Source organism: Sphingopyxis sp. EG6 (assembly GCF_003609815.1).
Classification (GTDB): domain Bacteria; phylum Pseudomonadota; class Alphaproteobacteria; order Sphingomonadales; family Sphingomonadaceae; genus Sphingopyxis.
The window spans coordinates 1-21,236 of the sequence record NZ_AP017603.1 but is presented as its reverse complement, the minus strand read 5'-3'; the positions used below and the strand labels follow the sequence as shown (position 1 = coordinate 21,236).

At 65.3% G+C, this 21,236-nt stretch carries 26 protein-coding genes and 1 pseudogene; 19 read left to right on the top strand and 8 right to left on the bottom strand.

Annotation, left to right across the window (positions count from 1 at the left end):
* Positions 1-23 precede the first annotated feature (23 nt).
* The 6 genes from SPYCW_RS00125 to SPYCW_RS00100 all read left to right on the top strand — a co-directional run bounded on the left by SPYCW_RS00125 (position 24) and on the right by SPYCW_RS00100 (position 4,444).
* Positions 24-692: a glutathione S-transferase family protein gene (locus SPYCW_RS00125; RefSeq protein ID WP_120215076.1), complete on the top strand. Its 669-nt coding sequence runs from the start codon at positions 24-26 to the stop codon at positions 690-692.
* 29 nt (positions 693-721) lie between these two features.
* A complete protein-coding gene (locus SPYCW_RS19480) occupies positions 722-1,441 on the top strand; it encodes a DUF1428 domain-containing protein (protein ID WP_120215075.1) in 720 nt (239 codons plus the stop codon).
* A 158-nt stretch (positions 1,442-1,599) separates the two neighbouring features.
* Entirely contained in the window at positions 1,600-2,397 is a 798-nt protein-coding gene (locus tag SPYCW_RS00115; RefSeq protein ID WP_120215074.1) for a VOC family protein, read from the top strand.
* Between the two features lie 24 nt (positions 2,398-2,421).
* A complete protein-coding gene (locus tag SPYCW_RS00110; protein WP_120215073.1) occupies positions 2,422-2,904 on the top strand; it encodes a VOC family protein in 483 nt (160 codons plus the stop codon).
* Positions 2,905-2,908: 4 nt separating this feature from the next.
* Positions 2,909-3,562, top strand: coding sequence for a glutathione S-transferase family protein (locus SPYCW_RS00105; protein WP_172595387.1), 654 nt, complete (start codon positions 2,909-2,911; stop codon positions 3,560-3,562).
* Between the two features lie 87 nt (positions 3,563-3,649).
* Positions 3,650-4,444 (top strand): alpha/beta hydrolase, encoded by a 795-nt coding sequence (locus SPYCW_RS00100; protein WP_120215072.1) that lies wholly within the window; start codon positions 3,650-3,652, stop codon positions 4,442-4,444.
* A 27-nt stretch (positions 4,445-4,471) separates the two neighbouring features.
* Here the strand turns inward: SPYCW_RS00100 and SPYCW_RS00095 are convergent, their stop codons facing one another.
* Positions 4,472-4,606 (bottom strand): Entericidin EcnA/B family protein, encoded by a 135-nt coding sequence (locus SPYCW_RS00095; RefSeq protein WP_120215071.1) that lies wholly within the window; start codon positions 4,604-4,606, stop codon positions 4,472-4,474.
* 209 nt (positions 4,607-4,815) lie between these two features.
* Between SPYCW_RS00095 and SPYCW_RS00090 the strand changes: the two genes are divergently transcribed.
* From SPYCW_RS00090 to SPYCW_RS00060, 7 genes are all read left to right on the top strand, one after another.
* Positions 4,816-5,151, top strand: coding sequence for a hypothetical protein (locus SPYCW_RS00090; RefSeq protein WP_120218000.1), 336 nt, complete (start codon positions 4,816-4,818; stop codon positions 5,149-5,151).
* Between the two features lie 101 nt (positions 5,152-5,252).
* A complete protein-coding gene (gene rpmH / locus SPYCW_RS00085) occupies positions 5,253-5,387 on the top strand; it encodes a 50S ribosomal protein L34 (protein WP_037517054.1) in 135 nt (44 codons plus the stop codon).
* A gap of 29 nt (positions 5,388-5,416) precedes the next feature.
* Positions 5,417-5,755 carry a ribonuclease P protein component gene (rnpA, locus tag SPYCW_RS00080; RefSeq protein WP_120217999.1) on the top strand — a complete coding sequence of 113 codons (339 nt, stop codon included), beginning with the start codon at positions 5,417-5,419 and terminating at the stop codon, positions 5,753-5,755.
* Between the two features lie 139 nt (positions 5,756-5,894).
* Positions 5,895-6,107: a membrane protein insertion efficiency factor YidD gene (gene yidD / locus SPYCW_RS00075; protein WP_120215070.1), complete on the top strand. Its 213-nt coding sequence runs from the start codon at positions 5,895-5,897 to the stop codon at positions 6,105-6,107.
* A gap of 48 nt (positions 6,108-6,155) precedes the next feature.
* The gene (yidC, locus tag SPYCW_RS00070) at positions 6,156-7,910 is read left to right on the top strand and encodes a membrane protein insertase YidC (protein ID WP_120215069.1); all 1,755 of its coding nucleotides are present in this window, start codon (positions 6,156-6,158) and stop codon (positions 7,908-7,910) included.
* Positions 7,862-8,569, top strand: a complete 708-nt coding sequence (gene yihA, locus SPYCW_RS00065; RefSeq protein ID WP_443029453.1) for a ribosome biogenesis GTP-binding protein YihA/YsxC — start codon at positions 7,862-7,864, stop codon at positions 8,567-8,569. The genes yidC and yihA overlap by 49 nt, the downstream gene beginning before the upstream one ends.
* A gap of 118 nt (positions 8,570-8,687) precedes the next feature.
* Entirely contained in the window at positions 8,688-9,359 is a 672-nt protein-coding gene (locus SPYCW_RS00060) for a glutathione S-transferase family protein (RefSeq protein ID WP_120215068.1), read from the top strand.
* A gap of 10 nt (positions 9,360-9,369) precedes the next feature.
* Here the strand turns inward: SPYCW_RS00060 and SPYCW_RS00055 are convergent, their stop codons facing one another.
* Positions 9,370-9,996 carry a LysE family translocator gene (locus SPYCW_RS00055; RefSeq protein ID WP_120215067.1) on the bottom strand — a complete coding sequence of 209 codons (627 nt, stop codon included), beginning with the start codon at positions 9,994-9,996 and terminating at the stop codon, positions 9,370-9,372.
* Complete coding sequence (locus SPYCW_RS00050; protein WP_120215066.1) at positions 9,993-10,460, bottom strand: cupin domain-containing protein; 468 nt, start codon at positions 10,458-10,460, stop codon at positions 9,993-9,995. The genes SPYCW_RS00055 and SPYCW_RS00050 overlap by 4 nt, the downstream gene beginning before the upstream one ends.
* A gap of 260 nt (positions 10,461-10,720) precedes the next feature.
* On the opposite strand from SPYCW_RS00050, the gene dapE reads away from it, so the two are divergent.
* Positions 10,721-11,857: a succinyl-diaminopimelate desuccinylase gene (gene dapE / locus SPYCW_RS00045; protein WP_120215065.1), complete on the top strand. Its 1,137-nt coding sequence runs from the start codon at positions 10,721-10,723 to the stop codon at positions 11,855-11,857.
* A gap of 170 nt (positions 11,858-12,027) precedes the next feature.
* On the opposite strand, the gene SPYCW_RS00040 is transcribed toward dapE, so the two are convergent.
* Genes SPYCW_RS00040 through SPYCW_RS00030 form a run of 3 tightly spaced genes read right to left on the bottom strand, consistent with a single transcriptional unit; the run spans position 12,028 to position 14,613 of the window.
* On the bottom strand, positions 12,028-12,600 hold the full coding sequence (locus SPYCW_RS00040) for a Smr/MutS family protein (protein ID WP_120215064.1): 573 nt from the start codon (positions 12,598-12,600) through the stop codon (positions 12,028-12,030).
* Positions 12,601-12,607: 7 nt separating this feature from the next.
* Positions 12,608-13,909, bottom strand: coding sequence for a murein transglycosylase A (gene mltA, locus SPYCW_RS00035; RefSeq protein ID WP_120215063.1), 1,302 nt, complete (start codon positions 13,907-13,909; stop codon positions 12,608-12,610).
* 38 nt (positions 13,910-13,947) lie between these two features.
* Positions 13,948-14,613, bottom strand: a complete 666-nt coding sequence (locus SPYCW_RS00030) for a Tim44/TimA family putative adaptor protein (RefSeq protein WP_145985919.1) — start codon at positions 14,611-14,613, stop codon at positions 13,948-13,950.
* 247 nt (positions 14,614-14,860) lie between these two features.
* On the opposite strand from SPYCW_RS00030, the gene secB reads away from it, so the two are divergent.
* The 5 genes from secB to SPYCW_RS18755 all read left to right on the top strand — a co-directional run bounded on the left by secB (position 14,861) and on the right by SPYCW_RS18755 (position 19,445).
* Positions 14,861-15,382 (top strand): protein-export chaperone SecB, encoded by a 522-nt coding sequence (secB, locus tag SPYCW_RS00025; protein WP_120215062.1) that lies wholly within the window; start codon positions 14,861-14,863, stop codon positions 15,380-15,382.
* A gap of 27 nt (positions 15,383-15,409) precedes the next feature.
* Positions 15,410-16,987: a murein biosynthesis integral membrane protein MurJ gene (murJ, locus tag SPYCW_RS00020; protein WP_120215061.1), complete on the top strand. Its 1,578-nt coding sequence runs from the start codon at positions 15,410-15,412 to the stop codon at positions 16,985-16,987.
* Positions 16,988-17,000: 13 nt separating this feature from the next.
* Positions 17,001-17,999 carry a tryptophan--tRNA ligase gene (gene trpS, locus SPYCW_RS00015; protein WP_120215060.1) on the top strand — a complete coding sequence of 333 codons (999 nt, stop codon included), beginning with the start codon at positions 17,001-17,003 and terminating at the stop codon, positions 17,997-17,999.
* A 154-nt stretch (positions 18,000-18,153) separates the two neighbouring features.
* Positions 18,154-18,870, top strand: a complete 717-nt coding sequence (locus tag SPYCW_RS00010) for a DUF4136 domain-containing protein (RefSeq protein WP_120215059.1) — start codon at positions 18,154-18,156, stop codon at positions 18,868-18,870.
* A gap of 158 nt (positions 18,871-19,028) precedes the next feature.
* Positions 19,029-19,445 carry a hypothetical protein gene (locus tag SPYCW_RS18755; RefSeq protein WP_145985918.1) on the top strand — a complete coding sequence of 139 codons (417 nt, stop codon included), beginning with the start codon at positions 19,029-19,031 and terminating at the stop codon, positions 19,443-19,445.
* 26 nt (positions 19,446-19,471) lie between these two features.
* On the opposite strand, the pseudogene SPYCW_RS18865 reads toward SPYCW_RS18755, so the two are convergent.
* Positions 19,472-19,550: pseudogene (locus SPYCW_RS18865) on the bottom strand.
* Positions 19,551-19,677: 127 nt separating this feature from the next.
* Positions 19,678-21,036: a chromosomal replication initiator protein DnaA gene (gene dnaA, locus SPYCW_RS00005; RefSeq protein ID WP_120217996.1), complete on the bottom strand. Its 1,359-nt coding sequence runs from the start codon at positions 21,034-21,036 to the stop codon at positions 19,678-19,680.
* Positions 21,037-21,236 lie beyond the last annotated feature (200 nt).

The following is a 21,236-nucleotide window of genomic DNA, read 5'->3' as shown; positions in this document are numbered from 1 at the left end:
TCCCGCCCCCAAGGAGAGAGACTATGCCCGTCAACCCGAACGCCGATATCGAAATCATCGCCTTTGACTGGGTGCCCGACTTCGCGCGCGGCTTTGTCCGCGACCTGCGCCCGCGCTGGGCATGCGAGGAGCTGGGGGTCGATTATGCCGAAAAGCTGATCAGCGCGGTCGACCGTCCCGCCGATCATTACCAGCTGCAACCCTGGGGGCAGGTGCCGGTGCTGCGCGACGGCGACATCACCCTGTTCGAAAGCGGCGCGATCATGCTGCATCTGGCGGCGAAAGATGCGCGGTTGCTGCCAACCGACGCGCAAGGCCGCGCCGACGCGACCGCCTGGGTGTTCGCGGCGCTCAACAGCGTCGAACCGATGATGTTCGAACTGGGCAATGTCGATATTTTTTCGAAGGACGAGGAATGGGCGAAGCTGCGCCGACCCAGCCTGATCGAATTTATCCGCGCCCGCTTTGGCCGCCTGTCCGATGCGCTGGGCGGCAAGCCCTATCTGCTCGGCGATTTCAGCATTGCCGACATCGCGATGGCGACGGTGCTGCGCGAGGGTGTCGAGGCGGGACTGGTTGCCGAATTCCCCCGCCTCGCCGCCTATCTCGATCGCTGCACCGCGCGTCCCGCCTTCACGCGCGCGATGGACGCGCAGCTGGCATCCTTCACAAAAGAGCCGGTCACGGCCTGAATTTCCCACCCCCCTAAAGGAGAGACAAGATGACCTATGTAGAAGGATTTGTGGTCGCGGTGCCGACCGCCAACAAGGAAGCCTATCGCAAGCACGCTGCCGACGCGGCCCATCTGTTCAAGGAATTCGGCGTCGCGCGGATGGTCGAATGCTGGGGCGACGATGTCCCCGACGGGAAGGTCAATGATTTCAAGGGCGCCGTACAAGCCAAAGCCGACGAAACCGTCGTGTTCAGCTGGTTCGAATATCCCGACAAGGCAACGCGCGACGCCGCGAACGAAAGGATGATGAGCGACCCGCGCATGGCGTCGATGGGCGGCGAGATGCCGTTCGACGGCAAACGCATGATCATCGGCGGCTTCGATTCGATCGTCGACGATCGGGCAGAGGGCGAAACCGCCTATGTCGACGGCTATCTCGTGCCCGTCCCCGACGGCAACAAGGAAGCCTATCGCGCGATGGCGAAGAAGGCGTCCGAAGTGTTCCGCGACTATGGCGCGACGCGCGTCGTCGAGGCGTGGGCCGACGACGTCCCCGACGGCAAGGTCACCGACTATGCGCGCGCCGCGCACAAGAAGGACGGCGAAAGCGTCGTGTACAGCTGGGTCGAATGGCCGAGCAAGGAAGCGCGCGTCGCGGGCTGGGAGAAAGTGATGGCCGACGAGCGGATGCAGCCCGACGGCACCGAAGTGCCGTTCGACGGCAAGCGCATGATCTATGGCGGCTTTGCCCCGATCGTCGAGGCGTGAGGCGATGATCCTCCCTGTCGCGAAGCGATGGGGAGGTGGCAGCGCGGAGCGCTGACGGAGGGGCCATGGCGCGAGGTCGCAGCCCCTCCACCCCTCGCTTCGCGAGCGGTCCCCCTCCCCATGGCTTCGCCACAGGGAGGATTGAGAGGAGGAAGACGATGAGCAAGCCAGCGCATTTCATCTGGTACGAACTGATGACCAGCGATCCCGCCGGCGCCGCCGCCTTTTATGGCGCGGTGGTCGGATGGACGATCGCCAGCCACGCCGACCCCGCGGCGGGCGACATGGATTATCGCATGATCGGCCGCAGCGATGGCGGCAACGCCGGCGGCGTACTGGCGCTGAATGCCGACATGCTGGCCGGTGGCGCCCGGCCGATCTGGATGGGCTATCTTGAAGTCGAGGATGTCGATGCCGCGATCGACGCGATCAAGGCCGATGGCGGCGCGGTACAGATGGCCGCGATGGACATCCCGGTCGGACGGATCGCGATGGTGACCGACCCGCAGGGCGCGCCCCTTTACATCATGGACCCGATCCCGCCGGAGGGCGCCCCGGAGGGGGCCAGCGATGTGTTTTCGGTGACCGAGCCGCAGCGCATCCGGTGGAACGAACTCGCGACGTCGGACCCGGATGCCGCGGTGCGTTTCTACACCGGGCATTTCGGCTGGGGACAGGGGGGCGAGATGCCGATGGGCGAACTCGGCGCCTATCGCTTCATCCAGAGCGGCGACGACACGATCGGCGCGGTGATGCCGTTGATGGCGGGCTATCCGGCGCCGGTGTGGAATTTCTATATCGGCGTCGACGACATCGACCGCGCCCATGCCGCGGTGACCGCGAACGGCGGCACCGTGACCAACGCGCCGATGGAAATCCCCGGCGGCGAATATGCGATGAACGCGATCGACCCACAGGGCGCCGCCGTCGGCTTTGTCGGGCCGCGCAAGGCCTGATCACCAATCCCCAGGAGAGACACGATGACCAAGACCCCTTTGACGCTCTGCCTCTGGTACGAAGGCGATGCCGAAGACGCCGCGAATTTCTATGCCCAGACCTTTGCCAACAGCCATGTCGGCGCCGTCCACCGCGCACCCGCCGATTCGCCCGGCAGCAAGGCCGGGGATGTGATGACGGTCGAATTCACCCTGCTCGGCACCCCGTGCCTTGGCCTCAACGGCCCGCCGATCTTCAAACATAGCGAAGCCTTTTCCTTCATCGTCCACACCGACACGCAGGACGAAACCGACCGGTTGTGGGACGCGATCACCGGCAATGGCGGCCAGGAAAGCGTGTGCGGATGGTGCAAGGACAAATGGGGCGTATCGTGGCAGATCACCCCGCGCGTCCTGCTCGACGCGACCACCAACCCCGACAAGGCGGTCGCCAAGCGCGCGTTCGAAGCGATGATGACGATGAAAAAGATCGAAATTGCGGCGATCGAAGCCGCGGTAAAAGGGTGAACCGATGCTGATCCTCTATGCCCACCCCTTTTCGTCCTACAGCTGGAAGGCGCAGATCGCGCTCGATGAAAAGGGCATCGACTACGACTATCGCAGCGTCGATCCGGAATATCCCGAGCATGGCGAGCAATTGCGCGCGCTGTGGCCGGTGGGCAAGTTTCCGCTGCTCGTCGATGGCGACCGGACGCTGTTCGAAACGTCGATCATCATCGAATATCTCGACCGCGTGCAGCCCGAACCGCGGCTGATTCCGGCCGATCCCGATGCGGCGCTACGCGTGCGGCAGATGGACCGCGTCTTCGACCTGCATGTCATGGCGGTGATGCAGGAGATCGTGAACGACCGGATTCGCGGACCCGAAGGCCATGCGCCGATGATCGTCGACAAGGCGCGGGCGGCGCTCGACACCATCTATCGCTGGCTCGACACGCAATTGGCGGGCGGCGGCTGGGCGACCCTCGACGGTTTCACGCTGGCCGACTGCGCCGCGGCGCCGTCGCTGTTCTACGCCGACTGGGTGCATGAAATCCCCGCCGAACTGACCAATTTGCGCGGCTATCGGGCGCGGCTGCTGGCGCGGCCGTCGGTGGCGCGGGCGGTCGACGGGGCGCGTCCCTATCGGCATTATTTTCCCGGCGGCGCCCCCGACCGCGACTGACCCGACAAACGTCCCGCAACGGGGTTAACGCGGCGCTGACGCTGGTGCTTTGCCATTTGGCAAGCGCGCGTGCGCGAGGGCGGGGGCATGGCTTCGCCCATCGCCTTGTTCCGCACGCTGTTCGTCGCGCTTTGCGCGGCAGTGCTCGCGCTCGCCCCGGCGCATGCGCAGCAGGGGATCACCGTCACCACGACCGTCAGCTGGACGTGGGAAGAGGTGGGCGGCGACGACGGCGACGCCGCCTTTGACGACGAGGTCTTGGACGATGAGGCCGCACTGCTCGACGACGAAGCGCTGGCCGAAGACGCCGACCTGACGGCGACGCGGCGCTATGCGCCGAGCGCGACGCTGGCGACACTCGGCCGCGCCAGGGCGCAATATGGTCCCTTTGCGGTGATCGACGCGACCACGGCGCGGATGGCGGGCGACGTGACATCGGCGACGCCGCGCCAGTTCGCGGCGATGCTCGCTGCCTTCCCGACGCTCAAGCGGCTCGAAATGATCGACTGCCCGGGCAGCCTCGACGAGGATGCGAACCTGGTCCTGGCGCGCGCAATCCGCCGCGCGGGGCTGGAAACTGTCGTTCCGAGTGGCGGTTCGGTGCGTTCGGGCGCGGTCGAGCTGTGGCTCGCCGGCAGCACCCGCCGCGCCGCGCCCGACGCCGAGTTCGGGGTACATAGCTGGGCGGACGACAGCGGGCGCGAGGCAAACGACTATGCCGCGAACGATCCGGTACATGCCGAATATCTCGGGCTTTATCGCGAGCTGGGAATGGATGACGCCAAGGCACGCGCCTTTTACGCGCTGACCAACAGCACCCCGTTCGACGAGGTGCGTTACCTGACCCGCGACGACATGGCGCGGTTCGTTGCGCTCAACTGATCATCATCGGTCGGGCGCTCGCAGCGCCTAGCAGTTGCCCTGGACGCCATCGGCACAGTCGCCGACCGATTCAACATCCTTTGCCGCACCGTCAACGGTGTTGCACGCCGACAGGAAAAACATCGACCCGCTGATCGCGAAAATCGTCAGAAGCTTTTTCATTCTCTCTCTCCGACACCAGGGCCAACCGCCCTCTCGTTTCGATGCTTTCGGCAACGGTGGGGTGAGAGGATCGTTCCTTGGCGTCGGTGGCGCGCTGGCCGAAGCGTTCCAAAAGACCGCCGGGCCGGGGTGAATAGGGGGTGTGGCGCCGCCGCACCCGAAAGCTTTTGGTCTTGCCGCGCGGCGCCCTCCTCCCCACATCGACCGTCATGGCAAAGCGCAGCCTCTACCAGCGATTGCGGTCGACCGCGCAGGTGCGGCTGGCGCTGTTCGTGCTGGGCGTATTGCTGATCCTGATTTCGCCGATCGTCGGCGTCCTGCCCGGTCCCGGCTTTCTGATCCTGTTCCCGATCGGATTGATGCTGTGTCTCCAGAACAGTGCCTGGGCAAAGCGCATCTATGTCCGGTTCAAGCGGCGCCACCCGCGCTATGCCGCGTGGACCGACCGGGTGATGCGGCGAACCAGCGCGGCGCGGCGGCGCGAACGCGAGGCGCTGGCGAAGGGCGGCCGCGAAACGCCGGAAATCCGTGCCAATGCCGATTGACTTTGCCTCGACTCTCGCCTATCCGCGCCTCCATCGGTGGCCGCCCACGTTTGGCGGCCCTTTTCTGTTAAAGCCTTGCAAGAGATTTAGGGACAACCGCGATGAAGCGCACCTTTCAACCCAGCAACCTCGTGCGCGCACGTCGCCACGGCTTCCGCGCCCGCAAGGCAACCGTTGGCGGCCGCAAGGTTCTGGCCAACCGCCGCGCCCAGGGCCGCAAGAAGCTGTCGGCCTGATCGCTGACGCTTCGGCGCCAGTGAAACTGGTGCGAACGCTTTCAAAACGCAGCGAATTTCTGGCCGCCAACCGCGGCCTTCGCTTTCCCATGCCCGGCTTTGTCCTGCTCGTGCGCGCCCGCGGCGACGACGATAGCGCGATGGGCATCGGTTACACCGTCAGCAAGAAAGTCGGCAACGCCGTCACCCGCAACCGGATGAAGCGCCGGCTGCGCGAGCTGAGCCGCGCCGCGCTGCCCGAATCGGGGATAGCGGGCGCCGACCATGTGCTGATCGGACGGCCCGGCGGCAACGACATCCTCTTTGCCGAGCTCGGCGAGCAGCTCGATTCGGCGCTCACGCGCGCGGCGAAGAAATTGGCGCGATGAGGCCGACTCCCCTGCTTCGTCACCCCGGACTTGATCCGGGGTCCATGACGTCGGGGCGGGAATGGACCCCGGATCAAGTCCGGGGTGACGAAACTGGCAAAATCGCGCGTGAAGTTGCTCAGTTTTCCGGGCTTTTGCGATGATCGCCAAACTGCTCATCCTGATCGCGCGCGGCTGGCAGCTTGGCCCGTCGCGCCTGCTGCCGCCGACATGCCGCTATTCACCCTCGTGCAGCGCCTATGCGATCACGGCGCTGTCACGCCATGGTGCGATCAAGGGTGGCTGGCTCGCGACAAAGCGGCTATTGCGCTGCCATCCTTGGGGCGGGCATGGCCATGATCCGGTGCCGTAGCTGCCGTTTTCCCCGACATTTTTTTGAGACGAAGAGAGACCGTAGAGCGTGGACGACAAGCGTAACCTGATCGCGGCAATTTTATTGTCGGTGGCCATCCTGATCGGCTGGAACTTCGTCTCGGCGCAGTTTTTCCCGACCCCCGCCAAGCCCGACGTGACGACCACGGTCGCGGGCGCCAACGGCACCCCGGCAACCACGCCCGCCGCGCAAGGCCAGCCGAGCGCGCTGCCGACCGCCACCGCTCCCGCTGCCCCCGCGGCGCAGGCGATCCGCCCGGTCGAAGCGGCGCTGGCCGAAGGCAACCGGATACCGATCGCCACCCCGGCGCTGGCGGGTTCGATCAATCTGGTCGGCGCGCGCATCGACGATATCACGCTGACAAAATATCGCCAGACGATCAAAAAGGATTCGCCGCCGGTGCGCCTGTTCGCCCCGGGCGGCACCAAGGCCGCCTATTTCGCCAGCATCGGCTGGGCGGCGCAGGGCGTCGAAGTCCCCGGGCCAAATACGTTGTGGACCGCGACCGGCAGCAAGCTGACCCCGACGACGCCGGTGACGCTAAGCTGGGCCAATGGCACCGGCCAGACGTTCCGCATCGAATATAGCATCGACGCCAATTACCTGATCACCGCCAAGCAGACGATCGCCAACACCGGCGCCGCGCCGGTGAGCGCGAGCAGCTTTGCGCTGATCGATCGGCTGGGCAAACCGACCGACCCGCACGAGGTCGACAGCTGGACGATCCATGTCGGCCCGACCGGCTATCTCGACGGCAAGTCGGTGTTCGACACCGATTATGAGGATCTGGAAGAAGCGCCGAACCGCACCGTGCGCTACAATGCCGCAGGCTGGCTGGGCTTTACGGACAAATATTGGCTCGCGGCGATCGTTCCCGCCAAGGGCGAGCGCGTCACCGCAGCGATCAGCTCGCCAAGCGCCAATAATTACCAGACGCTGTTTGCGCGCGACTTTGCGCAGGTCGGCCCGGGCCAGCAGATCACGACCACCAGCCGCATCTTTGCCGGTGCGAAGGAAGTCGAGATCCTGGAAACCTATCAGGACAAGCTGGGCATCACCCGCCTGTCGAACGCGATCGATTGGGGCTGGTTCGAATTTTTCGCGGTACCGATCTTCAAACTGCTGCACTGGCTGTTCCTGCAGGTCGGCAATTTCGGCGTCGCGATCATGGCGCTGACCCTGATCATCCGCTTGCTGATGTTCCCGATCGCCAACCGGCAATTCTCGTCGATGGCACAGATGCGCGTCGTCCAGCCGAAGATGAAGGCGCTGCAGGAACGCTTCAAGGACGACAAGCCGAAGATGCAGCAGGAGCTGATGAAGCTCTATAAGGACGAAAAGATCAATCCGCTGGCGGGCTGTCTGCCGATCCTGATCCAGATCCCGATCTTTTATGCGCTCTACAAGGTGTTGATGCTGGCGATTGAAATGCGCCACCAGCCGTTCATCCTGTGGATCAAGGATCTGTCGGCGCCCGACCCGCTGCACATCCTGAACCTGTTCGGCTTGCTGCCCTTTACCCCGCCGTCGATCCTGGCGATCGGCGTGATGGCGGTGATCCTGGGCGTGACGATGTGGTTGCAGTTCCGCCTGAACCCCGCCCCGGCTGACCCGGTGCAGCAACAGGTGTTCAAGATCATGCCGTGGCTGTTCATGTTCATCATGGCGCCGTTCGCGGCGGGCCTGCTGCTGTACTGGATCACCAACAACATCCTGTCGATCGCACAGCAGCAATGGATGTATCAGAAGTTCCCGGCGTTGAAGGCGCAGGCGACGACGTGAGTGATGGCGAAGACCTCGCGCCGGGCGCCGACCCCGAACGCGGCGAGCGCGCGCGCAAGCTGTTTTCGGGGCCGATCACGTTCCTGAAATCGGCCCCGGCACTCCAGCACCTGCCCGACCCGACCATGCCCGAAATCGCCTTTGCGGGCCGCTCGAACGTCGGCAAATCGTCGCTGCTCAACGCGCTGACCAACCGCAATGGCCTCGCGCGCACGTCGGTGACCCCGGGGCGGACGCAGGAGCTCAATTATTTCGACGTCGGCGAACCGTTGGTGTTCCGGCTGGTCGACATGCCGGGCTATGGCTTTGCCAAGGCGCCAAAGGATGTCGTCAAGAAATGGCGTTTCCTGGTGAACGACTATCTGCGCGGGCGGCAGGTGCTGAAGCGCACTTTGGTGCTGATCGACAGCCGTCACGGGCTGAAGGATGTCGACCGCGAATTCCTGGAAATGCTCGACACCGCCGCGGTGAGTTACCGGATCGTGCTGACCAAGGCCGACAAGGTCAAGGCGAGCGAACTCGCCGCGGTCCACGCCGCGACCGAGGCCGAAGCCCGCAAGCACCCTGCCGCACATCCGGAAGTGATTGTGACATCGTCGGAGAAAGGCCTGGGGATCGCCGAGCTGCGTACGGCGGTGCTGGAGGCGGTAGAGGTTTGACCCTTTCTCCCCTCCCGCTTGCGGGAGGGGTCGGGGGAGGGCATGTTCCGTAACCCATAGGGCCCCACAGGCCCTCCCCTAGCCCCTCCCGCAAGCGGGAGGGGGACTTGGAGACCCCATGAAACTGTTCATCGGCAACAAGGCCTACTCCAGCTGGAGCCTGCGCGGCTGGCTCGCCGCCAAGCACAGCGGCCTGCCGTTCGAGGAAATCACCGTTCCGCTGTATGACGAGGCATGGAACCAGCGCCGCGAGGGCGACGAGTTTGCGCCGTCGGGGGGCAAGGTACCGATATTGTGGGACGGCGACGACATCGTCGTCTGGGACAGCCTCGCGATCATCGATTATCTCAACGAAAAGACCGGCGGGACCAAGGGCTATTGGCCCGAGGATATGGCGGCGCGCGCGATGGCGCGGTCGATGGCGGCCGAAATGCACGCGAGCTTTGCGGCGCTGCGCCGCGAGCACAGCATGAACATCCGCCGCATCTATCCCGCCGCGCCGCTGCTGCCCGAAGTGCAAGCCGATGTCGTGCGCATCCTGCAGATCTGGGCCGAGGCGCGGGCGCGGTTCGGCGGCGAAGGCGATTATCTGTTCGGCGACTGGTCGGCGGCCGACATGATGTTCGCGCCGGTGGTCACCCGCTTCATCACTTACTCGATCCCGCTACCACCCTTTGCGCTCGCCTATATGCAGTCGGTGATCAGCCACAAGTGCATGCAGGAATGGATCGGCGGCGCGCAGGCCGAGGACTGGGTGATCGAGAAGTTCGAGGGGCCGGTCGAGAGCTAAGGTAACGACCCTAGGATCGCGGCGCCGCGGTCATTGCGAACCAGACCGCCACAGCGACGATCATCAGCGCCAATATACGGCGAATCAGCCGGGTCCGCGTGGGATCAGCGAGCCATTCGCCGATCCGGCTGCCCGCCAGCACAAGGCCCACGTGAACCGCCGTCGCGATAGCGATGCTGACCAACGCCAGCGTGAAGGCAAGTCCGAAGCCCGGAATCTGGCCGCCGTTGAACCGGGGAATGACCACGACATAGAAGAGCATGGCCTTTGGATTGAGCAGGTTGACCACCAATCCCGAAAGGAAATGATGCCTTGCCCGTCCGGGATCGATGGCGCGCGCAGGCGAATTCTCACCGCCATCGCGCCAGCTTTCCCACGCCAGCCACAGCAAAAATGCGGCACCGCCCCAGCGCAAAGCCTGCCAGAGCGTCGGGCTGGCCGCTACGATAAACGCAATCCCCAAAGCCGCCGCCAGCGCATTAATGAACAAGCCGATCGCGATCCCCGCGGTCGCCGCCAGCCCGGCGCGCCGACCGTCGCCCATCGATAGCGCCGCAAGCCACGCCATGTTCGGCCCCGGCGTCAATTCGATCAGCAGCACCGCCAGCGCGAAACCAACCCAATCGGCGGCGCTCACGGTATCCGCTTCGTCGGATAGGGCGTGCCATCCTTGTGGAAATAGCCGTCGGGCGTAAACAGCATGTCGATGTCGGAATAGCCGCCGCCGGTGTCATATTTCTTGCCGCCGCCGAGCGCGACGAACACGCAGTCGGCATCCGATTCATTGACCAGATGGTGGCCGTTGGTGCTGCCCTTCGGCCACACCGCGATGTCGCCGGGGCGCATCGGGTGGCGGCCGTCATCCTCGATCAGCACCGCCTCACCCGAAATCATCACCAGCATCTCGTCCTCGCCGTCGTGCCAGTGGCGCTGCGATGACCAGGCGCCGGGTTTGAGTACGACATGGCTGGCGGCGAAATCGCTGAGACCGGTGGCGGGCGCGAGGCGGCGGTACCAGCGGCCCTGCACCGCCGCGTCATAGGGCGCGGGGTAGCCGGTGGCGTTGGTTTGCGGGATGGCGTCGAGGTCGAGTTTGGGCATCGGATCTGTTCCTGTTGCGGTGCGCATGGACGCGAACCCAGCTTCTTTTGTTTCGCACAAAGACGCGAAGACACGAAGAGGGCCGTCAAAGATCGCTGATGGCAGTTTGTCGTCGCAGACGACATAAAGAAAGGCGCTACGCGCCAAAGAGGAAAGCGAAAGCCGCGTTTCTACTCGGCCTCTTCGCGTCTTCGTGTCTTCGTGCGAACCCTTTTTCTGCTAGCTCGACTTGGCGCGGGGTCAGCGGGTAAAGGGCAGGTATGACCATGCATATCGACCCCGTCGAACTCGCCCAGGCGCTGATCGCCGCGCCCTCCGTCACCCCCGCGACCGGCGCGGTGTTTGATGTGCTGGAGGCCGCGCTGACCCCCCTCGGCTTTACCGTCGAGCGCTTTATCGACGGGATCGAACCCGACGGGCCGGTCGAAAACCTGCTCGCGGTGCGGCGGGGTAGCGGCCCCGTCCATTTCGGCTTTGCCGGGCATCTCGACGTCGTGCCGCCCGGGATCGGGTGGACCGGTGATGCCTTTGCCCCCGAAATTCGCGGCGACCTGCTCTATGGCCGCGGCGCGGTCGACATGAAGGGGTCGATCGCGGCCTTTGTCGCCGCCGCCGCCGCGACCCCGGTCGATGCCGGAACGATCAGCCTGATCATCACCGGCGACGAGGAAGGCCCGGCGATTTTCGGCACCCGCGCGCTGATGGAGCATATGGCGGGGCGCGGGATCGCGCCCGACATGATCGTCGTCGGCGAGCCGACATCGGTGAACAAGCTCGGCGACATGGTGAAGATCGGGCGGCGCGGGTCGGTCAATATCTGGATCGACGTGCCGGGGACGCAGGGGCATGTTGCCTACCCCCACCTCGCCGACAATCCGATCCCCAAGCTGGTCCGCATCATGGCGGCGATCGATGCGGTCGCGCTCGATCAGGGCAACGACTGGTTCCAGCCGTCGAACATCGAATTCACCGACATCGAAGTCGGCAATGGCGCGACCAATGTGATTCCCGCGTCGGCGCGCGCGCGGCTGTCGATCCGCTTCAACGACCAGCATAAGGGCGCCGATCTGGTCGCGATGATCGAGCGTATTTCGCATGAGGTCGAGCCCGCCGCGAAGGTGCTGGGCAAGATTTCGGGCGAAGCCTTCCTGACCCCGCCGGGCGAGCTATCGGGGCTGGTCGCCGAGGCGATCCATGCCGAAACCGATGTGGTGGCGGAGATGTCGACGACCGGCGGCACGTCGGACGCGCGCTTCCTGCACGCGCTGTGCCCGGTGGTCGAATTCGGGCTGACCAACGCGACGATGCACAAGCTGGACGAGGCGGTGGCGGTCGCCGACCTGCACAAACTGACCGCGATTTATCGTGGGATTTTGATGCGGGCTTTCTTGGGCTGAAAAGAGTTTCGCACGAAGACACAAAGACACGAAAGAGGCAGCTTCATCTCGCCACCTTGTTTTGTCGATTGCGCGCAGCGCTATTTTGATGGTCGCCTGCGGCGACAAGCCTCGGTTGCGCCCTGACGCGGGATCTTCGTGCCTTTGTGTCTTCGTGCGAATTTCTTCTTCTATTCACGCCCGCGGCGCAGGATTACATACACCGCTCCCGCCCCGCCATGACTGACATGCGCCGGGCGCAGCGCGACGATCTGGTCGGCGTGGGGCGAATAAGCGAGCCAGTCGGGGAGCGAGGCGCGGATCGCGCCGCGCGGGCGCGGGTCGCCGTGCATTTGCGGCAGGCGGTCGGCGCCGGGGCGGAGGCGACCCGCCACAACGAGCAGCACGCGCGCGCCGCGCAGCAGCGCGCGGCCGATCGCATCGTCGAGCAGCGCCTGCGCCGACGCGAGACTATGCCCGTGCAGGTCGATGCTGAGGTCGGGGCGCACCAGCCCCTTGCGCAGGCGCCGGTCCCAATGGCCGTCGAGCGTCGCGGCGCTGTGCGTACGGCGCGGCGGTGGCAGTTTCGTGGCGGGGCGGACGGGCGCCGCCGGAGCGGCGGTGCTGCGCGGGGTCGGCGCAGGCGGGCGGATCGTCGGCGGAGCTGCGGGCGCGAGCGGCACTTTCGCCTTCACCAGCGGCTTCACCGTCGCCGCGACCTTTTTCCACAGCGCGCTTTCGTCGGGATCGAGCCGCCGCGCCATCGCGGCGTCAGCGCGCCGGGATCAGCCGCGCGACGCTGGCGCGCGGGAGCAGCAGCAATGCCGAGCCGCGCGCCGCCATACCGCCGGCGATCGCGCGCGCATCCTCGCCCGCGCCCCAGAAGCTGTCGAAGCGGTTGGCACCCTTGATCGCGCCGCCCGTGTCCTGCGCCACCCACAAGCCGTTCGGTTCGGCACGGTCAAGCGAGAGGAAGACGGGGGCGCCGAGCGGCACATATTTGGGGTCGGCTGCAACGCTGGCGCGCGGTGTCACCGGCAGACCCATGGCACCGAGCGGGCCGGGGCCGGTGAGTTCGCGGAAGAATACCCAGCTGGGATTCTCGTTCATCACCGCGGCGCCGCGTTTCGGATCGGCGCGCAGATAGTCGAGGATGCCCTGCATCGACGCCTGTCCGCGCTGCAATTCGCCGCGGTCGAGCAATAGCTTGCCGATGCCGACATAGCCGCGGCCATTCTGGCTGTCGTAACCGATCCGCATGATGCCGCCGTCGGGCAGGCGCAGGCGTCCCGACCCCTGCACTTGCAGGAAAAAGAATTCGGCGGCGTCGGCGGCCCAGGCGATCTCGAGCCCGCGGCCTTCGAGCGCGCCGCTTTCGATCGCGGCGCGGTCGTAATATTGCACCAGCTTGCTGCCATCGACGCGGCCGCGGATCGTCCGGCCCTTCAGCTCGTCGGAAAATTGCCCGAGGTCGACATCGACCAGATCGGCGGGACGGCGATAGATGGGGACGTCATAGCCGGGCTGCTTCGTGCGCGATCCGGCGATTTCGGGTTCGTAATAGCCGGTGACAAAGGCGGTTCCAGCGCCGATCTGCACCGTCCCGAAATAGCGCGCAAAGAAGGCCGCGGCGTCGCTGTCGGCCCAGTTTTTCGCGGCATTGCAGCTTTCGGCCCAATCGGCGCCTTGCGTCAGCCCGCTCACATCGGCGCGGCGCTGGACCGAAGGACAGCTGATGCGAAAGGCGGCAAGCGCGGCGCTTGCCTGTTCGGGAGCGATGCCAAGTGACGCAAAATCAGGGCCGGCAATGACGCCGCTCGCCGCCGCCGTCGTCGCGTCGGCCGGGACCGCGGGGGCGGGCAGCGCCGGGCGCGGCGTGGCGGGGATCGGCCTCGCCGCAACGCCGCCGCTTTCCGACGGGCGCGGCTGATAGGGGCGCGGCGTGGCGCCCGACGGCTTCGCTGCTGGTGCCGGAGTGGAGGCGGCGGGGCGGCTGCCTGCATCGGGAATCACCGACGCACACCCCGCGAGGAGCGGTAGCACCGCGACCAAGGACAATCCGAAAACCCGCATCCGGCGCTTCCCGGACGAACCAAGCGCGGGCATCGCGGTCAGGCTGCTTCGATTTCGTCGAGCAGCCAGTTGGGATCGTCGCTGCCGATCGCGCGGCGGAACGTCCAAAGGTCGTCGGTGCGCGACGCATCGCTCATCGACCCGGCGATCATCTTGCCATCGGCGTCGCGGGTGACCGCGCTAATGTCGGCCTGATAGCGCACGGTGATCCGCGCTTCCTTGCGATCCATTTCGACCGCGGTGATCTTGGCCGATTCGATGCCGACCAACCGGTTTTCGAGCTTTTCGCCGCGCGCGTCACGTGCTTCGATCGCCTCGACAAAGGCTTCGTAGCTGTCGTCGTCACACAGGTCGCGCAGCGTATCGCGATCGCCCTTCCAATAGGCTTCGAGGATCATGCGGTACGCCGCTTCGGCGCCCTCCATGAAGCGGCCGGCGTCGAAATTGCGGTCGCTGGCGAGCAGCTGACGCAGGCCGATTTCGGCGGCGGGTTCGTAAACGAGGCCCGAGGTGTCGGGGACGCCGACGGACGGCGAGGGCGTTTCACCGTCCTCCAGACGCACCGGCGACGGCACGGCGCGATCATCGCGGCGCGGCAGCACGGGTTCCTGCTCATGCCCGGTACGCTTGCCGAGTACCGAGTACAGCCGCATGCCGAGGAAGGCGGCAATCATGGCGAGCAGGACGATCGAAAAAGCAGTCACGGGCAATAGTCCAATGCGGGCAATGGAAACATCAAGGCCGATACATAGGCGATGCACGGCCAAGTTTCAAACGCCATGGCCCCGCGGATGCGGCAGGTCAACGATTCACCCCCAACCAATGCGCCGCCGCGATCCCATTGTGCTGGCTGGCGCGCGCTGCTAAGCGCCGCCGCAACCGTCTGCCGCAGTCCCGATACGGCCTGCAGCGCGGATCCTGTTTCATCTTTTCGAGCGAAAGCATTGCACCATGGCTGACGAGACCAGCGCCGACATCAACAACCCCGCCCTGCAGCCCAATGGCGAAGATACCAGCCCGGCGATCGGCCTGATTTCGCAATATGTCAAAGACCTGTCGTTCGAAAATCCGAACGCGCCCGCGGTTTACCAGTGGCAGGACGCGCCGCAGATCGACGTCCAGTTCAACATCGCCGCCGAAGGCGTCGGCGAGAACCTGTTCGAAGTAACCTTGAAGATCGACGTCACGTCGAAGGCCGATCAGGGCACGATGTTCGTGATCGAGCTGAAATATGCTGGCCTGTTCGGCGTCCGCAACGTCCCCGAAGACCAGTTGCAGCCGTTTTTCCTCGCCGAAGCGCCGCGCATCCTGTTCCCCTTTGCCCGGCGCGTCGTCGCGGATGCCGTGCGCGACGGCGGTTTTGCGCCGCTGCTGCTGGAACCGATCGATTTCCACGGCCTGTTCATGCAGCAGGTCCAGGCGCAGGCCGAAGCCGGGGAACTGGGTGACGCCGTGCCGGCTGGTCAGGCGTAATCACCATCGGCGGGGCGGGCTGACGGGGTGAGCAGCCTGGTCAAAAGCGTCGGGACGATCGGCGGGCTGACGATGGTCAGCCGCATTTTCGGCTTTGCGCGCGACATGCTGCTCAGCCGCATCCTCGGCGCGGGCGGGGTCGCCGACGCGTGGCAGCTGGCGTTCCAGCTGCCCAATATCTTTCGCCGCTTGTTCGCCGAGGGCGCCTTCGCCGCCGCCTTTGTCCCGCTGTTCAACCAGCGCATGACCAAGGAAGGCGACCATAGCGAGGCGCGCGCCTTTGCCGATGCGGTGCTGGCGGTGCTGATCCCGATCCTGATCGTCTTTTCGGCGCTGCTGCTGATCGTCATGCCGTGGATCATGCACCTGTTCGCCAGCGAGACGCTGCGCGCCGACAGCGAAAAATTCGACCTGACGGTCATGATGGCGCGCATCGCCTTTCCCTATCTGGCGTTCATGAGCGTCGCGACCTTGTTCGCGGCGATCCTCAACAGCCTGTCGCGCTTTGCCGCCGCGGCGGCGGCGCCGATCCTGCTCAACATCTGCCTCGTCGCAGCCTTGCTCCTCGGCATGGTCACCGGCGACGGCGGCGAAGCGGCCAAGGCGGCCACCGGCCTGTATCTCGCCATTTCGGTCTCGATCGCCGGGCTGTTCCAGCTTGTCTGGCTGCTGTTCTGGGTGCGGCGATCGGGCTTTCGGCCCGCGCTGCGCCGCCCGCAGCTGACCCCCGGCGTGCGCGAAATGGGGGTGTTGATCCTGCCCGCAGTGTTCGGCGCCGGGGTCTATCAGATCAGCCGGTTTGTCGACCTGTTCTTCATCGCCTCGCTCCCCGACAAGAGCATCACCTATCTGGCGATGGCCGACCGGCTGAACCAGTTGCCGCTGGGCATCATCGGCATTGCACTCGGGACCGCGATCCTGCCCGCGCTGTCGCGCTTCGTGGCGCTCGATGACCGCGACGGCGCGGCGCGCCTGCAAAGCAATGCGGTCGAACTGGCGATGCTGCTGACCGTCCCCGCGGCGGTCGCTTTGTTCGTCGCCGGTCCTTCGATCACCAGCGCCTTTTACGTCGGCGGGCAATATAGCGTTGCCGACGGCCTCGCGACCGGCGCGGTGGTCGGCGGGCTCGTCGTCGGCCTGCCCGCCTATGTGCTGGTCAAGGTGCTGGTCCCCAATTTCTTCGCGCGCAAGGACACCCGCACCCCGGTGTGGACCGCGGCGATTTCGCTGCTGATCAACATCGCTCTCAATCTCGCGCTGATCCCCTCGCTCGGCATCGTCGGGCTGGCGCTCGCCGGATCGATCGCCGCATGGTGCAATGTCGCGATGCTCTATGCCATCCTGCACCGCAAAGGCCTGTTCCGTTTGACCGGGCGCGTCGCCGGGCGGATCGCGCGCATCATCCTCGCCGCGGCGGCGATGGCGGCGGCGCTGATGGTGGCAATCCCGCTGGCGGGCGACGCCTTTGTCGGCGGGGTGTTCGAGCGGATCGTTGCGCTGAGCGCGATCGTGGCCTTGGGCGGGCTCATATTCTTGGGTTGCGCCATGCTGTTCGGCGTGGTCAATCGCGACACCATCGGCCAGCTGCGCCGACGCAAACTCTAATGGGACAGATATGATGCGGACGTTATCGGGCATTCAGCCCACCGGAAACTTGCACCTCGGCAATTATCTGGGCGCGATCCGCAACTGGGTGCGGATGCAGGACGAGATGCCGGGCGACAAGCTCTATTTCCTCGCCGATCTGCACGCGATCACCGTCCATAACGACCCCGCCGAGCTGACCGCGAACACGCGCGAGATGGCGGCGGCGCTGATGGCGGCGGGGATCGACCCGGCCAAGGCGATATTGTTCAATCAGGCGCGCGTTCCCGCCCATGCCGAGCTGGGCTGGCTGCTGTTCTGCACCGCGCGCATCGGCTGGCTGAACCGCATGACCCAGTTCAAGGAAAAATCGGGCAAGAACCGTGAGGGCGCCAGCGTCGGGCTGTACGCCTATCCGGTGCTGCAGGCCGCCGACGTGCTCCTCTATCAGACGACCCATGTTCCGGTCGGCGACGACCAGAAACAGCATCTGGAGCTCGCGCGCGACATTGCGACCAAGTTCAACCTCGACACGGGGACCGACACCTTCACCCTGCCCGAACCGACGATTCCGCCCACCGCGGCGCGGATCATGAGCCTGCGCGACGGATCGGCAAAAATGTCGAAATCGGACCCGAGCGATGCGAGCCGCATCAACCTGGTCGACGAGGCCGACACGATCATGACCAAGATCCGCAAGGCCAAGACCGACGCAGAACCGCTGCCGTCGGAGGCCGCGGGGCTGGACGGGCGCGCCGAGGCGAAAAATCTGGTGTCGATCTATGCGGCGATGGCCGACGAGAGCGTCGACCAAGTGCTCGCGCGCTTTGCCGGACAGGGGTTCGGTGCGTTCAAGCCTGCGCTGGGTGAGCTGCTGGTTGAAACGCTGCGTCCGATCGCGACCCGACTGAACCAGCTCAAGGCCGACCCGGCGGCGATCGATGCGGCGCTCGAGGACGGCGCGGCGCGCGCCACAGCGCTGGCGCGGCCCACGATCGACGCGGCCTATGCGGCGCTGGGGCTGTGCCGCTAATCGTCTGACCGGGCTTGTTTATTGGCAGCGGCACCCGATATCGGATAGGGAACCATGATGCGACGAGCCGGGTTCAACCAAGGTTAAGTCGCATCGGCGCAGTCATGGTATAAAGCGCCAGGCATGTGCGCCCCCGAATCACGGAGCCAAGACGATGAGCAATTCGACCCTTCGCCACCTCGGCCTTCGCCGCTTGGGACTCGCCGCGATGACCGGCGCCGCGCTGGCGCTCGCCGGCTGCGCGACCCCGTTCAAGGCCGATGTCGCGCGTTTCCAGACCCAATTGCCCGCGCCGCAGGGCCAGAGCTTTGTCGTCGAGGCGAACAACCCGGCGCTGGCCGGCGGCATCGAATTTGGCCAATATGCCAACCTGGTCGCGGGCGAACTGACGCGATACGGTTATCGCCCCGCGGCACCCGGCGAGCGCGCCGATCTGGTCGTGCGGATGGACTATGGCGTCGACAAGGGGCGCGAACGCGTCGTGTCGAGCCCCGGTTTCGGCGACCCCTGGTATGGCGGTTATGGCGGTTACTATGGCCGCGGTTTCTATCGCCCGGTGATCCTCACCGGGCGCGGCGGGCGCCGCTATGTCTATGGCTATCGCGACCCGTTCCTGTGGGGCGGTTTCGGTCCGGGCTGGGGCGGCTATAATGATGTCAGCAGCTATACGGTCTATACCAGCGGGCTGAACCTCCAGATCAACCGCGCCGCCGATGGATCGCGCCTGTTCGAAGGCCATGCCGAGGCGCAATCACGCGACAACAATTTGCAAACCATCGTCCCCAACCTGGTCGAGGCGATGTTCACCGGCTTCCCCGGCAATTCGGGCGAGCGGGTGCGGATCACCGTGGCGCCGCCCGAAAAGGGGTAGGATTGCTGCACAGCTGACAAAAAGGCCCGCCTTTCGGATGAAAGGCGGGCCTTTTTTGTTTTGGCGTGTGGAGCAATGTCGGGTTGCGACCGATAGCGGACATTGGACATCGCGCTAGAGTGCTCAATTCCCTTCCATGTCGACAATGAGGGTCCAGCGTGAGCGCAAAATTTGTTGGGGCATATCTCGCCATTCCGGCTGGTGACAAACCTTTGCTGGCGAAGGTCATCTTTGCATCGAGCTATTTTCGTAACGTTATTGCTCTGAAACTCTTCGTAGGTTCAAGCGCGGAGGAGCCGCTGGACTTCACAAAAGTCGAAGGCATGCCTTTCGAGGTCCATTACACGGGCGCGCAACCGATAAGGTCGAAGCGATGGAACCTAGTCGGCAAAGGCGATGTCACCAATTTGGAACGAGAGCTTACCCGCAGAACAGCGGGTGGTGAGATTTGGATAGAAGACAATCATCTCGGTCCGGCGACCGATGCTGATCTCCGAAAACTTCCAGAAATGTCGGTCAAAGGAGCGACTCTAATAGAGAAGTATGCGGCCAATCTTTCATCGCCTCAGATATAAGTCCGCTTCCCACCCCAATTCGGAAATGCCAGCGGCAGGGGATCGAACCCGCACCCGTTGCCGGGATCGCTGTAGCGATACGTCTACCAAGTCCGTCACGCTGGCGGCATTCTCATAGCTATATTTTGACCGGTCATCCAGCGTCCGCTTCCCACCCCAAAGCCGTCGATACCGCGCACCGCCTCAAACGCTGTGGACAATCCCGGGGATAACCCCGGCATCACCCTGTGGATCAGCTGTTCAGACTGCGCCGGATCGCGGCGATTTCGGCGTCGAGTTCGCTGTCGGCGACGCGCAGCGCTTCGACCGTGCGCACCGCATGGATCACCGTCGAATGATCGCGACCGCCGAAACGGCGGCCGATCTCGGGATAGGAGCGCGGAGTCAGTTCCTTGGCCAGATACATCGCGACCTGCCGCGGGCGCGCGACCGCGCGGACGCGGCGCTTTGACGCCATTTCGCTCTTGTCGAGCCGGTAGTGCGCGCAGACCGCACGCTGGATCTCGTCGATCGTGATCCGCGGCCGCGCGGTGCGGACATTTTCGGCGAGCCGGTCTTCGGCGAGCCTGAGGTCGACCGTCGTCGCGGTGAGCGCGGCATAAGCGAGCAGCTTGTTGAGCGCGCCTTCGAGCTCGCGGATGTTACGGGTGAAATGCTTGACCAGATAGGCGACGACCGCGTCGGGCACCTCGACCATCGGCATCGCTGCGAGCCGCTGGCGGATGATGCGTTCGCGCAGATCGTCCTCGGGCGCCTCGATGTCGGCGACGAGCCCGCCCGACAGGCGCGACAGCAGCCGCGCCTCGACCCCGTCGAGCATCGACGGCGGGCGATCGGCGGTGACCACCAGCCGCTTGCCCGCGGTCATCAGGTCGTCGATCGTGTGGAGCAATTCTTCCTGCGTCGAATTCTTGCCGATGACGAACTGGAGGTCGTCGAGCAGCAGCAGGTCGGCGGCGCGCAGCCGCGCCTTGAACGCCATCATGTCGCCGCCGCGCATCGCGCCGACAAATTCGAGCATGAATTTTTCCGCCGACATCAGGATGATGTTCGCGGTCGGATGCGCCGCGGCATAATCCTGCGCAATCGCCTGGAGCAGGTGGGTCTTGCCCTGGCCGGTGCCCGAGCACAGGTAGAGCGGGTTGAACTGCGGCGCTTCGACCATCGCCATGCGGCGCGCGGCGTTGGCGGCGAGAATGTTGCTGCGCGCAATGACGAAGCGGTCGAACGACAGCCGCGGGTCAAAGCCGAGCAGCGCGGGATTGGCGGCGGGCGGCGGCGGGTCGAACGTCGGCAGCGGCGGGCTGGCGAGGATGGCCGCGCGCTCGGTCGCACCGGCGCCGCCGCGCACGGTGACGCCGCGCACGGTGGGAAGGTGCTGGCGCCACGCGAGCTCAAGCCGGTCGCCAAAGCGTTCGTTGATCCAGTTGGCCGAAAAACGGCTGACGGTTTCGAGCGTCACGACGCCCGACAGCGCGCAATAGTCACCAAAGCGGACGGGCTTTAGCCAATGGTCGAAGGTGCGCACGCCCAGATCGCGGCGCAAGCCTTCGGCAACGCGCGGCCACAGCGCTGCGGCATCGCCGCTCATCGCCCTGTCCTTCGCATCATAGCCATCCCGATTCCCGCTGTCTGTCACGCCCGCACCGCCCCCGCTGAACCCCCTGCCGCTCAGCGCTTCACGGAGCCGCTTCACACGCCGATTCGTCGCCCGCGCGATGGCGCAGGCAACCTGCCCGGGACCGAAGGCCCGAAGAAGTGCGAATCATGTCGATGTGGCGGCCACCGGCG